We start from the raw sequence: 14,055 nt of genomic DNA on the forward strand, positions 1-14,055 counted from the left end.
GTTGCGCCGGAGCCCCGACTATGACGTGGCCCTGGCGGCGACGCACGCGAGCGTTCACGTCCTGGAGAACGCGGGAGACGTGGCCGGGGCGATCGAGGCCGCGGAGCGGACCCTGACGATGTTCCGCGAGGACGACGGGCCGTGGTTCCCCGCGATCATGCATGCCGTGCTGGCCCACCTGGTCATGCATCTCGGCGACCGGCGCCGGGCGATCGGGCACGCGCGAACCGCCATTCCCGTGCTGAGCCGGCTCGGCGCCGCCGACGACGAGACCCAGCTCCGCGCGCTGCTGCTGACCTCCGCGCTGGCCGACGGCGACCTCGGCGCCGCGGAGGCCGAACTCGCCGCGATCACCCGGATCAACGACAACGAGGCCGTGCTCGGCGGGATGGCGATGGTCTCGTTGTGCGCGGCCGAGCTCGCCCTGGCCCGCGGCGAGACGGCCGCCGCGCTCGCGGAATACCGCCGGGCCGTCCAGCGGGCGCGTGACCTGCGCCTGCCGGGGATACCGCACGAGGGTTCCATGCCGTGGACGATCGTCGCGGAGTCGGTCTCCCTGACGGCGTACGCGTACCACGCCCCGCCGGAAGCCGTCGGGTACGGCGAGGAGCTGTTCTCCCTCGTCGGCGGCCACGACGTGCTGTCCGTGGAAAGCCCCGTCATCGACTACCCGTTGTGCGGCTCCATGCTCTTCGCGCTCGGCGCCTGGGGGCTGCTGCGGGGTGCCATGGCTCCCGGCGACGCGATCCGGTTGCTGGTGCTGGCCGAGCGGTTCGCGTACAACGGCATCATGCCGAGCATGGCCTTCGAGCGGATCGAGCCGTACGCCGAGCGGGCCGCGCCGGGGATGATCGCCACCGTGCGAGCCGGGTACGGCGACCGGCGCGGCTCCGACTTGCTCGACGAGGCGCGGGATCTCGTCGAGCAGGTCTCCGGCCGTGACGGGCGAGGGTCACATGTGCCGCTTGTAGCTGCGTACCGACAGGGGCGCGAAGATCGCGATGACGATCAGGCATGCCAGGAGCGTCCAGGCCACCTCCCCGCTGACGAGGGCGCCGTTGGCGAGGTCGCGGGCGGCCGTGACCAGGTGTGAGACCGGGTTGACCCGGACGAACGCGGCCAGCCAGCCGGGCAGGGTCTCGACGGGGACGAACGCGTTCGACAGGAACGTCAGCGGGAACAAGATCATCATGGAGATGCCCTGGACGGCCTGGGCACTGCGGGCGATCGTGCCGACCCAGGTGAAGACCCACGCCAGCGACCAGCCCGTGACGATCGCCAGCAGGATCGCGGCGAGCACGCCGACCACTCCGCCGCCCGGACGATAGCCCATCACCAGGCCCATGGCGAAGGTCAGCGTGGCCGCGATCGTGTAGCGCAGCAGGTCGGCCACCATCGGGCCGGCGAGCGGCGCGATCCGGGCGATCGGCAACGACTTGAACCGGTCGAAGACGCCCTTCTCCATGTCCTCGCGGAGTTGCGTGCCCGTGGCCATGCACGTCGTCAGCACGGTCTGGGCGAGGATGCCGGGGATCATCAGCGGGAGGTAGCTCTCCACGTCGCCGGCGATGGCGCCGCCGAAGATGAAGGCGAACATCGCGGTGAACAGGATGGGCTGCAGCGCCACGTCGAAGAACTGCTCCGGGTTCCGGCGCATCTTCTTGAGCGCCCGCCACGCCATCGTCAGGGTCTGGCCGATCGTCTCCCCCAGGGAGACGCGCCGGTGGGCGGACGCCACGCGGTCGGCGGCCCGGACCGCCTCGCGGGCGGGTGCGATCGTGGTGCTCATCGGTTCTCCTCCGTGCCGGTCTGGCCGTCGCCGTCCGTCTCGTGGCCGGTGAGGACGAGGAACACCTCGTCCAGGCTGGGCTTGGCCACGCTGACCGAGGAGATCGACACCCCGGCGGTGCGCAGCGCGATCAGTACGTCCGCGGCCAGGTCGGCCTGGTCGAGTGCGACGTTGAGGCGGCCCTGCTCCGGGCTGAGTACCGGGTTGGAGCCGAGGACGCGCCGTACGACCCGCACGGCGGTGGGCACCTCGTCCGGATCGGCGAGCAGCAGCTGGAGGGCGGAGTTCCCGACCGCGGTCTTCAACTCGTCGGGGGTGCCCTCGGCGACCTTGCGGCCGTGGTCGATGACGGCGATGCGATCGGCGAGCTGGTCGGCCTCGTCCAGGTACTGGGTGGTCAGCAGCACCGTGCAGCCGTCGGCGACCAGGCCGCGGATGGTGTCCCACATCTGGCCGCGCGTGCGCGGATCGAGCCCGGTGGTCGGCTCGTCGAGGAAGATCAGCGGTGGCTTGGTGATCAGGCTGGCCGCCAGGTCGAGGCGCCGGCGCATGCCGCCGGAAAACTGCGCGATCGGTTTGTCGGCGGCCTCCTCCAGGCCGAACTGGCCCAGCAGGTCTATGGCGATGCGCCGGGCGCGCGGCGCGGCGATGCCCTGAAGGCGGCTGAAGAGCCAGAGGTTCTCGCGGGCGGTCAGGTTCTCGTCGACCGACGCGTACTGTCCGGTGACGCCGACCAGCTGGCGAATCACGTGCGGGTTGCCGGCCACGTCGACCCCGAAGATCTCGGCATGGCCCGCGTCGATCTTCAACAGGGTGGCCAGCATGCGTAGTGTCGTGGTCTTGCCGGCGCCGTTCGGGCCGAGGACGCCGAAGATCTCTCCGGGGCGTACCTCGAGGTCGATCCCGTCGACGGCGCGGTGCTCGCCGAACGTCTTGGCCAGCCCTTCCGCACGTACGGCCAGGTCGGTGCCCCCGGTACGTTCGAGTTCTGTGGTGCTCATGGCCTCACTCTCGGCGGCCCCGGTTTCACGGCACCCTCGGCCAGGTTTCACCGGTTCTACGAACTGACCCCGAGTTGTGCCGCGATCTCGTCCAGGCAGCGGGGCTCCAGCGCGGCCAGCGGGGTGATGACCTCGCTGACGAAGCCGCGGGCGAGTGAACGTCTGACCAGGTCGGAGGACGGCCGGTCACCGGTGGCCGCGGCGAGTGCCAGGCAGTAGGCCGCGTCCTCGTCGAGGTCGTCGATGACGGCGACCGTCTCGCTCAGGAGACCTGCTTCGAGCATCGCCTCGACCAGCCCGGTGAGCACGCTCTCGGCCGGCACCTCGGCCAACCGGCCGGCTTCGACGCGATAGCGGTCCCACAGACGCAGGCGGACGACCGCCTCCACCGGCACGGTCACGGTCGTCGCGACGCTTCCCGTCACCAGAACGGCGTGCTGCGCCAGGTCCAGGAGCGTCCGGTACTCCTCGGCGAGTCCTGTGGCCCGGCAGGCGGCGGCCAGCCATGGACGGGCCCAGAGGCCGTCATCGAAGGTCAGGGTCAGGTCCGCGATTCGGGTGAGCTCGGCCGTGAAGTCGCGGCACAGGGCCTGGTGACCGGAGTCGCACAATTCGACGACCATCGCGGCCACCTGCTCCTGCCGGCGCGCGACGTCAACAGGGGAACCGGCGTCTGATTCGCGCATCAGCGAGATCGCTCCGGCGATGTCATCCGACAGCAGGTGCGCACGCATCCTGAGGACAAGGGCCCGGGGGTCGCCCGCATTCGCGGCCAGGTCCATCGCCTCGTCGATGCGCCCTGTGCGCAGGAGCAGCTCGACGAGATCGCCGAGGACGCGGGACCGCCATCCGCTCGTGCCCGGCTCGTCCACGTTCTCGACTCCTTCGCGCACCAGGTCGATGAGCAGGTCGAGGTCGGCTGACGGGCGGTCGCCGAGGGCCTCGGCGGTGTCCAGGAGGATGTCGATCCGGTCCGTTTCCTCCGCCTGGAACGCCGCGGCGATCGCGAGGGTGTGCTCCAGACGGCCGAGGGACGCGGCCGCCGTCGCCACCGGGGTCGCCGCCCACGTGGCCTTGTGGTCATTGACGTCACTCAGCACCGTGCGCAGCGCCAGGTCCATGGCCACCTCAGCCAGTTCCGTCCTTCCGGCGCCACCGGCGGCACGTGCGAATGCCGCCAAGACGGCAGGAGACGCCGCACTCACGCTCTCCTCGAGGGCCGCGCCTATCTCTCCCACCACGGGGTCGGCGTCCTGGGGTGTGCCGGTGTCGAGGATGGCCAGCGCGGTTTCGGAGAGGGACTCCGCGCGGATGACGGGGTCGGCGATGTCCCGTCCTAGGGAGGTCGCCAGAAGCAGGTGCCCGTTGTTCCGGGCGGACGCCGCGGCATGCGCCAGCAGGTCGTCACGCTCTCCGGGCGTCGTGGCCGCGCCCTGCCGGGGATCGTGACCATGGGCGGCGAGGGTGGTGTGGACGAGCCTGCCGGGATCGTGGAACTGGAGGACCGCCGCGGCCGAGGGCAGCAGGTCCAGCAGGTGCCGAGCCCGTTCCTCGTCCTGGTAGGCCGCCGACTCCACGAGTTCGGCCGCGGGGAATTCACGGTTCAGCGCGGCGAGAAGCATCTCCGGTACGTTCCGGCGGCCTCCCTTGGCGAAATGGTCTTCGCAGGCGCGCAGCAGGGCGATTCTTCGGTCATTTCGGTCCAGGGCCGAGAGGTGGCGGAGCAGGCGGTCGATCTCGCCGAGGGAGCCGCACGCTTGGGCGAGATAGCCGCATATGTCCGGCCGGTTCTCGTCGTCGGCATGGACGACGGCCTCCTCGATCAGGTCCCGCGTCAGCGCCGGGTCGATCTCGGCCAAGGGACCGGCGACCGTGACGATCGACCAGGCTCGCTGATGGCCGTACAGGCCGTGCAGATGGTCGGTGACGATCTGACGGGCGATGCCGGCGGCATCGGGTTCGCCCCGTCGCGCCAGGGCGAGGGCCGCGCGCATCGCATGCTCCACGCGCTCCAGCTCCAGCCTTCCCGGTACGGCCATCGCCTCCAGGACGAGGCTCCGGGCCTCGACCGGACGGGAGCCGAACAGGAACTCCCCGACCGCCAGCAGGGCGTCCGCGCGCGAATAGGTGTTCTGGAGCGTACGGGCCAGCTGCACGCCTTCCTCGGTCCGGCCGAGCCGTACCAGGAGCAGCGGATACGAGGAGGGCACTCGGCGGATGTCGTCCTCGATGCGCATCCTCAGCAGGGCGACCCGGGCCAGCATGGTGAGGTCGCAGCCCGGGTCCGCCGCGAGCAGCCTGGACGCGTGCGACACCTCGGACAACGCGGCCAGATCGCCACCGGCCCGGCGGCGGAGCAGGGCACGCCGCTCGGACGAAGCCAGCCTGGCCAGGGTGTGACCGGCGCCCTCGGCGAGCAGGAGGGTCGGGTAGGCGTCGGTCAGGTAGTCCGGCGTCTCGTCGGGCCACCCGGCCTCGGCGAAGCCGAGCGCCCACGCGTCGATGGCCGCGCGGGTGTGCTCGACCTCCTCCTGGTCCAGATCCTCCCGTACGGTGGCAACCAGGGTGTCGTGCGCGAGCGTGTACCTGGTCGTCCGGCCGGGCCGCGGCTCCACCACGCGGGAGAGATCCCGTTCCAGGGTCCGGCGGATCGCCAGCGGGGCGTCGTGGGTCAGCGAGGCGATGTCCCTGCTGCTCAGCGCGCCGCCGGCGACCGCCATCGCGGTCAGGACCCGGCGCGGCAGCGGCTCGGTGAGCACGTGATCCAGCTCTTGGCGGGCGCGCAGGAGCAGGCTGGTCGCCAGGGGAAAGGGGGCCAGGACCCGGCGGCGGCAGCCGCGCAGCGGGTGGCTCCCGTCCACGTCCAGGGGAACGTGGGGGTGGCGGCTCGTCACCAGGACGTGCGCCGTCGTCCCGAGGCCGGTCGGCAGCTGCGCGGCGATGCTGGGCTCGGCCAGCTCCCGGAAGTCGTTCTCGTCCAGGCCGTCGACCATCAGCACCAGGGGACGTCCACGCCGCTCGTGGTCCCGCACCGCGCGTTCCCAAAGGCTGAGGAAGACGGCCGCGTCCGGGTCGGCGGGCGGGAACTCACCCAGCAGGGCCGCCAGTTGCTCGCACACCGCGCGATGGAACTGCTGGACCCGCATCTGCCCGTCACGCCGGGAGATGACGAACGACACCATGTCCATCCCGGGATGGGCGCCCGTGGCGAAGTGCGTGACCAATGACGTCTTTCCCGCCCAGGGCCCGGCGACGAGCAACAGGTACGGCTCCCGCCCGGTCGCGAACGCGGTGAGCTCGGCCAGCTCCTGCTCCCGCCCGGTCAGCTCCGGGCAGCGGGCCGCGTACTGGCGCAGCAGCGCCTCGTAGGCGGGGCGACGCCGCTCCTCCGGCGGACCGGGGACGCTGATCCGCTCCGGAACGACGCCGTGGCCGGCCAGGAGCGCGCGTGCGGCCGCGGTGCTCGGATCGGGCTCCCGCTCGGACTCCGCACGCGGTTCGTACGTGCCGATCGCGGCGGCCAGGCGTACCGCTTCGAGACCGCCGGAGTGCGCCGACTCCACGACCACGCCGACGGCCGCGCCCTGGCAGACGACGGCGGCACCCGAGAAACCGCTCCAGTCACGCGCCTCAAGGAGGCGCCCGTCCGCCCGATGCAGGACCAGGCGCCCCCGCTTCACGCTCGAACCCAGCGGGATGATCCCGTCGATCTGGTCGCTGTCGCGCCAGGTCGCCCTGTCGCCGTCCCTCCAGGTCCGGTGGCGGGGAAATCCGACCGCGGTGAACGGCAGCCGCCCGTCGGAGTCCTCCGGGACGACCCCGACGGCCACGGGGGCGAGCTCGCCGAGGCGGACGTCCGGAGCGAGTTCGACCAGCGCGATGTCCGCCCGAACGCCCTTCCAGACGGTCCGGCCGGCCACCGTGATCTCCTCCGGGCCCCCTCCGAACAGCCGTACCCTGACCGCGGTCCCGCCCTCGACGACGTGCCCGGCCGTCACCACCAGGGACGTGGCCAGCCGCAGCCCTGAGCCGTACCCCGTCGCGCCCTGCCGCTCGACCAGGAGCTCGACGCACCGTCCGACGAGCGAGCCGACCATGCGAGACACCGTCTCAACGCGGCGGCTCGGGCAACCGGTCGGTCACCGAGAGCGGACGGCCGTCCTCGTCGGTAGGCGTGAGGGTCATCCGGACCCTCTGGGTCCGGACACCGCTCCTCTTGCCCTCAGCACCCAGTTCGGCCACCCACAGCTTCAGCCCGCCCTTTCCGCCCGCTTCCCGCGTCACAGCGACCTCGAACTCCAGCTCCACGGCCCCGACACCGAACCTCACCCCACGGCCCTGCCCATCCTCCTGCGCCGTCTCCAGCTGATCGCGGAGCACGCGGATGTAGTCGGCCAGGGGGACACCCTCAGACTCGTTCATCAGATCACCCATCGTCGATCAGGTCCGCCGGACATGATCCCAATGGTTGCGCAAGACGCCCCGCGGCACCCGGTCTTCCGCTCCCTCCGGCCATCGCGTGCGCCTGCCGCGGCGGCCGAGGAACGCCTGGGCGACGCCCAGCTTCGACGTGCATGAGGACATGCCTCACCACGTCACTGCCCGGCCAGTGACGGCGGTCAGTGCCCGTGGGGCCGGAAGTAGTGCTTCACCATGTACGCGGTGACCTGCTTGCCGATCTTCGCGCCTTCCACGTCGGCCGTACGCGTGTGGATGCCGCCCCAGACGCGGGCGTTGACGACCTCCGCGAGCGCCTGCGAGAAGCTACGGAAGTGCCGGGTGGTGCCCGAGTCGGCACTGTAGCCGCTGAAGGAGATGTTGTCCCGGCCGAAGAAGTGTGTCAGCGCCGACATGCTCGCCCCGGTGAAGCAGGTGTGTCCGGACGTGAAGTCGGGGTGCGGCGGCGTGACGAGCAACGGCATCCAGCCGGGATCGCCCGCCGTGTCCGGGTTGCCGTCGTCGTCGGCGAGCTGGATCGCGGTGACCGGCCGCCAGAAGTTCCACGCCGCCTTCTCGTTGTAGCAGGCGATCGTGGCGTCGGCCTCGGCCATGTCGACCATCGCGAACATCCGTGCCGTCTGGAGCGTGCTCAGCCGCTGTTTCGTGGCGAGCTGGCGCTTGATCTCCCATTCGGCCAGGTGCCGGTCGTGCCACCAGATGGCGGCCTGCGTCTGGTCGGCCGTCCTGACCGTGCTGGTCGCCGAGCCGATCGCCTTGACCTCGTTGAAGTCGCGGGTGTAGCGGTCGCTGGTGAGCGACGGCGGGCCGGAGGTGCGGAACATGGACGCGCTGGGGAGGAGGAACGGCTTGAGGTGGGCGACCCAGGCCCCGTCGGAGGCGTTCGTGGGAGGCGCCGGCCGCCACTGTCCCGGCTGGGTGCCGACGGCCCAGGTCTGGTTGCCGAAGGCCCCGTCGTTCTCCCGGGCCGCGATCATCGCGGAGGCCGCCTGGGTGCCCACGGCGATCCCGCGTTCCTTGGCGGCGCCGTCGGGGATGGCGGCCAGCGACTCGTCGTACTGCGTCCGCAGCCTCGCCTCCTGGGCCGGGAACAGCGCGCTGAGCACGCCGAAGCCCGCGGTCGCGACGGCCGCGGGCGTCGACGCGGCGCCGCCGGCGGGCGGGGCGACCAGGTACGGCCGGTAGGGGGTGCCGGCGATCGCGTTCACCGCGTCGTAGATGGCGCCGTGGACCATGGCGAAGCTGCGTGCCTGGACCTGTGGCTGCTGACGGGCGATGTCCCAGATCGCCGTCTCGGCGTTTCTGTCCCAGACGATGACGGCATTTTCCGGCGCGGGAGAATCCGACGCGTGCGCCATTGACGAGCCGAGTCCGATCGGCGTCCCCGCGCCGACGACTCCCGCGACGGCTAAGCAAATGGCCTTGCGCCGCAGGACAGCCGCCCTGCCCGGCTCACGTGATTCAAGCATGCGAGCAAACTACTCTTCAGGTCACACGCGTTACAGCGGCCGGAATTTGGAATATCGATAATGGCTTGACCGAAATTCCGAAATGCTTATGGCATCGATGCCACCCGCTCCTGATCCTCGAGGAGACTCAGGACCGTGGCGACGTCGTCGGCGCTGACCGTCTGGTGGAGGCCCTTGTGGATCTCGGCGTCCGCGAGCCGGACACCGCGCCGGGTCGCGTAGAGGACGCCCTCGTCACTGTAGAAGAACGACCAATCGGGGAACGCGGTCCGTAGTGCATCGACATCGTGACCCATTGTAGTCATGTCGTTACTCTAGCGGCCGGGCCGGGAGCCGGTCCAGACGCCGGAACGATGGCCCCTGGATCATGTGGGAACGATGCCATATCGTACGTGGCATGACGTCCGTCTCCGTTCTCGACGAGGGCTGGGAGTTGCGGGGTTACCTCGGCGACGACTGGCAGTTGCACCGCGCCCAGTTGCACGCCCGCGACGGCCGGGACACCGGAGGGTGGGTGCCCGCCCGGGTCCCCGGGAGCGTCCTGGCCGACCTGCTGGCCGCGGGCCAGGTGCCCGACCCGTACGTGGGCCGGCAGAGCCTGCTCTCCGAATGGGTGCCGCAGCGCACCTGGGTGTACCGCACCCGCCTGCGCACCTCCGCCCTCGCCCCCGCGGAGCGCGCGTTCCTGGAGTTCGACGGCATCGACTACGCGGCCGCCGTCTACCTCGACGGGCACCGGATCGCGACCCACGAGGGCACGTACGTCCCGCTCGTCGTGGAGGTGACCGATCTCCTCGGCCCCGGCGAGCACACGCTGGCGGTCGTCATCGACCCCGCGCCCGTCAGCGAACCCCAGGTCGGCTACACCGCCAAGGTCGACGTGCACAAGGGCCGCATGGGCTACGGCTGGGACTTCTGCCCCCGCCTCGTCCACCAGGGCCTGTGGGCCCCGGTACGCCTGCGCACGACCGGGCCGCTGCGCGTGACCGACGTGTGGGCCAGGCCAGTGATCACCGGCGGGAGCGGCCGGGTCCGGGTGAGCCTGGCGACGGAGGGAAAGGGCGCGGGCACCGCCACGTGCACCCTGCGTACGGCCGGCGGCGAGATCGTGGCCGAGGCCACCGTCCCCCTCGACGGCCGCGACCCGGCCGCCGAGATCACCCTCCAGGTCGAGTCCCCCCGCCGCTGGCACCTCAACGGCACCGGCGAGCAGCCGCACCTCTACACGCTCACCACCACCGTCCACGGGAGCGACGAGCACCGCCTCCGCCTCGGTTTCCGCGACCTCCGCTTCACCCGCGACCCCGGAGCCCCGCCCACCGCCCTCCCCTACCGCCTGACCGTCGACGGCCATCCCACCACCGTCAAGGGCTGGAACTGGGTCCCGGCCGACGCCCTCTACGGCGCCACCGATCCGGCCAAGCTGCGCCACCTCCTCACCCTCGCCCGCGACGCCGGCGTGACCATGCTGCGGGTCTGGGGCGGCGGGCTCATCGAGACCGAGACCTTCTACGACCTGTGCGACGAGTACGGGATCCTCGTCTGGCAGGAGTTCGCTCAGTCCAGCTCCGGCATGCGCAGCCTGCCCAGCGACGACGAGGCGTTCGTGGCCCGGATGGCGGCCGAGGCCGAGCGGATCATCCCCACCCGCCGCAACCATCCCAGCCTGGCCGTCTGGTGCGGCGGCAACGAGTTGCAGCGGGCCGACGGCGTGCCGCTGAAGGACGAGGACTCCCCGGTGCTGGCGGCCCTGCACGAGGTGGTGGCGCGGCTCGACCCGGACCGGCACTGGTTGCCGACGTCACCGTCGGGGCCGGTGTTCGGCAACACCCTGGAGAGCGTGCGCACGAGCCCGGAGCAGCACGACGTGCACGGGCCCTGGGAGCACCAGGGACTCTCCGACCACTACCGGCTCTACGACGAGGGCCGCGGCCTGCTGCTGAGCGAGTTCGGCGTGGAGGGGATGAGCAACCTGCGGGCGATCGAGTCCGTCGTGCCCGCCCCCGAACGACGGCTCCCGACCACCCGCAACCCCGTCTGGGACCATCTCGGCCGCTGGTGGAACAACGAGCCGCTGGTGCAGGAGGCGTTCGGCGGCGCCATCGGGGATCTGGCGACGATGTCCAGGGCCGGCCAGTTCCTCCAGGCCGACGGCCTGCGGTACGCGATCGAGGCCAACCGGCGCCGGCCCTCGTGCTGCGGCGTGCTGCCCTGGCAGCTCAACGAGTCCTTCCCCAACGGGTGGTGCACCGCGGCCGTCGACTACTTCGGCGAGCCGAAGGCGGCCTACCACTACGTGCGCCGCGCGTACCGGCCGGTCCACGTGAGCGCGCGGCTCCCGGCGCCGCGCGTGACGGGCGGGGAGTTGGGCGCGGCGGTCTGGGCCTGGTGGGACGGCGGGCCGGCCGCCGTCACCGCGCGGGTCCTCCGCCTCGACGGGAGCCGGGTCGCCGAGGAGCGCTGGACGCCTGCTGCTCCCGGCCAGGTCGGCGAGCTCAGGTGCGCGGTCGATCAGACCTTCCTGCTCGACCTGTCCGTACGGGCGGGCGACCGCACGGCGACGAACCGGTACCTGCTCACGGCCGGCACCGACTTCCGCGACCTGCTCGCCCTGCCCGAGGCCCGCGTCAGCGCGCAGGTGGAGCCCCACGGCGCGGAGTGGACGCTGCGGCTGAGGCACGAGGAGGGACCGGCGGCCCCGTTCCTGCGCCTGCTCGACGCCCGCCCGGCCACCGAGCCCGGCTGGGTGCGCTGGGACGACAACGCCATCGATCTCCTGCCCGGCGAGGAGCGCGTCCTGCGCGGCGAGTGGGACGGCGTGCCGCCCGAGGGCCGCCGCGTGCTGCTCGACGCCTGGAATCTCGGCCCGCGCGTCTTGATGGAGCCCCCGATATTCCCCTCTAAGGCTAACTATATGCATTAGCCTTGCGACCGTGAGTAACGGTGACGCTGCCGGTGCGGCCCTCCTCCGCCGTACCACCTCCCGCATCCTGCACCGCATCGGACGGCGTGGCGCGTCCCTGGCCTTCGTGGGCCTGCTGTGCCTGGCCATCGCCGCCTCTCTCGCGTTCGCGCCCGCCGGCCAGCGCACCACCCCTGGCTACGCCGTGCTCGCCTCCGTCGCGCCGCTGAACTTATGGGCTCTGGCCTGGTGCGTCACCGGCGTGCTGTGCCTGGTGCAGATGTTCGGGCGGTCCGACCGGATCGCCTTCGCCGCCGCCACGGCGCTGGTCCTGCTCTACGGCCTGATCAACCTGATCTCCACCTTCACCGGAGCCAACCCGCGCGGCTGGGTCGCCGGGGCGGTGTGGCTGGCGTTCGGCGGCTGGATCGCGCTGATCGCCACCTGGCCGGAGGCCACCCCGCCGCCCGGGCGGTTCCCCGGGTCCACGCCGGCCGGGGCGGCGGCCGTCGTCGTGGCCGACGCCGGCGGGATCATCCAGTCGTGGAACCCCCAGGCCGCCGCGCTGTTCGGGTGGAGCACCGAGGAGGCGGTCGGGAGACCCCTGACGATCCTGATGCCACCGCGCTTCCGCGAGCAGCACGTGGCCGGGCTGAGCCGGGTGCTCGCCACCGGCCGCTCCGACCTGGCCGGGCGCGTCATTCCGCTGGTCGGCGTGCGGCGCGACGGCAGCGAGTTCGGCATCGCGCTGAGCGTCAACGCCTGGCAGAGCGACGACGGCATCGCCTACACCGGTGTGATCCGGCCCATGGGAGGCGGCGATGCTGACTGACGTGCTCATCCAGATCGCCATCGGAATCGTTCCGCTCGGCGTGGCGTACCTCGCCTTCCGCTCCGCCACCGACGCGAACCGGAAGACGCACCAGACCGCGCTGCTCCAGGTGGAGCGCCAGGCCGAGCTGGAGCGCTCCAAAGTCGACGCCGAAGCCTTCCTGCGGGCGAAGACGATCTACGAGGATGCCCTGAGCCAGTTGGAGAAGCAGCTCGCCCGGATGCAGGGCCAGGCCGCTCAGGTGGGCGCCGACCTGGCCACCGAGCAGGACGCCTCCACCTCGATGCGCGACCAGATCCGCCGGCTCCAGGCGCAGATCAGAGCGCTCGAACGTACGGTGCTGACGTTGCGCGCCCAGCTCCTCGCGGCGGGCCTGGCCCCCGCGCCCTCCTCCGAGACCACGGGCCCTTACCAACGCCGGCACCCGCCGGCGGAATGAACACGGCGAAACGAATGACGGTGGACAAGCGCCGCTCCCTTCTGTCACCATCGTTGACATGATCATGCGAAGGGAGGGCGCCACCGCCCTCGTCCCGTGAGTGATCTCGTGCAGCTCGAAGCTGCCGCGATCCGCGCACAATGGCTGGGCCGAGCGCTCTCGACGCTGCCCGCCGACCGTCCGGCCGCAGAGGCCGCCATCTCCGCCCTTTACCGGCTGATCGGGCGACCACCGCCCCGATTCCACTGGGTCGCCTCACCCCTCGCCGCCCTGGCGACCGTCCCCGTCGGGCTCCGGCCTTCCGAGAGCACCGAGCGCGTGCACGAGTGGCCGCTGCGGGCCCGCTTCTCCGAGGTCAAGGCCAGGCTTTGCGGGAGCATCGACGCCCTGGTGCGACCGGCGCAGCTCCCGATCGACCGGACCCTCCGTCAAGAGGTGCAGTTCTCGCTCCTCGGCTCCGTCAGCCGCTGCCTCCTCCCTCCCCTGCAACGGGCGCACAGCGGGGTACACCACACCACCTGGTACCACGTCCAGTACGTCAACTGGGTCGCCTACTACGACGCCCTCGACCGGGTCGCCGGTGTGGCGTTCACCGACGACCAGCGGCGGCAGTTCGACCTGTGGACGGCCGTGGCCAGGTCGTGCCACTGGTGGTGGCCCGGCGAACACGTGTGCGTCGTGTCCGAGCGGCCGGTATCCCTGCACACCGAGACCGGCGACGGCGGGGCCTGGCTGCATCACGGGGACGGCCCCGCCGTGCGGTACGGGGACGGATGGTCCGTGCACGCCTGGCACGGCACCGTGGTGCCGTCCTGGGTGATCGAGAACCCGACCGTCGAGCGGATCGCGGGCGAGCGCAACGTCGAGGTCAGGCGGTGCGCGATCGAGAAGCTGGGCTGGGGCGCGTACATCGAGCAGGCCGGGCTGCGGCTGCTCGCCACCGCGCCCGACCCCGGCAACCCCGGCTCCGAGCTGCGGCTCTACGACATGCGCCGGGACCTCAGGGTGCTCCTCGCGGTCAACGGATCGGTCGAGCGCGACGGCCGCCGGCGGAAGTACGGGCTGACCGTCCCCGCCTACTTCGACGACCCGATCTCCGCCGCCGGCTGGACCTACGGGCTGTCCGGCGAGCAGTACTCCAGACTCCTACGCAGAACCTGAGGTG

10 protein-coding genes are annotated in these 14,055 nt (G+C 71.6%); 4 read left to right on the forward strand and 6 right to left on the reverse strand.

Translation table 11 applies throughout. The features are described 5' to 3' along the window. Positions 1-952: 952 nt before the first annotated feature. The 6 genes from AB0J69_RS00490 to AB0J69_RS00515 form a co-directional block, all read right to left on the reverse strand. Complete coding sequence (locus AB0J69_RS00490; protein WP_364111270.1) at positions 953-1,789, reverse strand: ABC transporter permease; 837 nt, start codon at positions 1,787-1,789, stop codon at positions 953-955. Next, positions 1,786-2,790, reverse strand: a complete 1,005-nt coding sequence (locus tag AB0J69_RS00495; RefSeq protein ID WP_364111272.1) for an ATP-binding cassette domain-containing protein — start codon at positions 2,788-2,790, stop codon at positions 1,786-1,788. Before AB0J69_RS00495 ends, AB0J69_RS00490 begins: the two co-directional genes overlap by 4 nt. 56 nt (positions 2,791-2,846) lie before the next feature. Beyond that, positions 2,847-6,887, reverse strand: coding sequence for a trypsin-like peptidase domain-containing protein (locus tag AB0J69_RS00500; RefSeq protein WP_364111274.1), 4,041 nt, complete (start codon positions 6,885-6,887; stop codon positions 2,847-2,849). A gap of 13 nt (positions 6,888-6,900) precedes the next feature. After that, on the reverse strand, positions 6,901-7,224 hold the full coding sequence (locus AB0J69_RS00505) for a trypco2 family protein (RefSeq protein WP_364111276.1): 324 nt from the start codon (positions 7,222-7,224) through the stop codon (positions 6,901-6,903). A 185-nt stretch (positions 7,225-7,409) separates the two neighbouring features. Then, a complete protein-coding gene (locus tag AB0J69_RS00510) occupies positions 7,410-8,717 on the reverse strand; it encodes a phosphatase PAP2 family protein (RefSeq protein ID WP_364111278.1) in 1,308 nt (435 codons plus the stop codon). 86 nt (positions 8,718-8,803) lie between these two features. Continuing rightward, positions 8,804-9,022 carry a hypothetical protein gene (locus AB0J69_RS00515; protein ID WP_364111280.1) on the reverse strand — a complete coding sequence of 73 codons (219 nt, stop codon included), beginning with the start codon at positions 9,020-9,022 and terminating at the stop codon, positions 8,804-8,806. Positions 9,023-9,114: 92 nt separating this feature from the next. On the opposite strand from AB0J69_RS00515, the gene AB0J69_RS00520 reads away from it, so the two are divergent. The 4 genes from AB0J69_RS00520 to AB0J69_RS00535 all read left to right on the forward strand — a co-directional run bounded on the left by AB0J69_RS00520 (position 9,115) and on the right by AB0J69_RS00535 (position 14,051). Further along, positions 9,115-11,640: a glycoside hydrolase family 2 TIM barrel-domain containing protein gene (locus AB0J69_RS00520; protein ID WP_364111282.1), complete on the forward strand. Its 2,526-nt coding sequence runs from the start codon at positions 9,115-9,117 to the stop codon at positions 11,638-11,640. A gap of 10 nt (positions 11,641-11,650) precedes the next feature. Beyond that, positions 11,651-12,451 (forward strand): PAS domain S-box protein, encoded by an 801-nt coding sequence (locus tag AB0J69_RS00525; RefSeq protein WP_364111284.1) that lies wholly within the window; start codon positions 11,651-11,653, stop codon positions 12,449-12,451. Continuing rightward, entirely contained in the window at positions 12,441-12,890 is a 450-nt protein-coding gene (locus AB0J69_RS00530; protein WP_364111286.1) for a hypothetical protein, read from the forward strand. Before AB0J69_RS00525 ends, AB0J69_RS00530 begins: the two co-directional genes overlap by 11 nt. A 96-nt stretch (positions 12,891-12,986) precedes the next feature. Further along, on the forward strand, positions 12,987-14,051 hold the full coding sequence (locus AB0J69_RS00535; RefSeq protein WP_364111288.1) for a DUF6745 domain-containing protein: 1,065 nt from the start codon (positions 12,987-12,989) through the stop codon (positions 14,049-14,051). Positions 14,052-14,055 lie beyond the last annotated feature (4 nt).

This window comes from Nonomuraea sp. NPDC049709 (assembly GCF_040674815.1).
Classification (GTDB): domain Bacteria; phylum Actinomycetota; class Actinomycetes; order Streptosporangiales; family Streptosporangiaceae; genus Nonomuraea.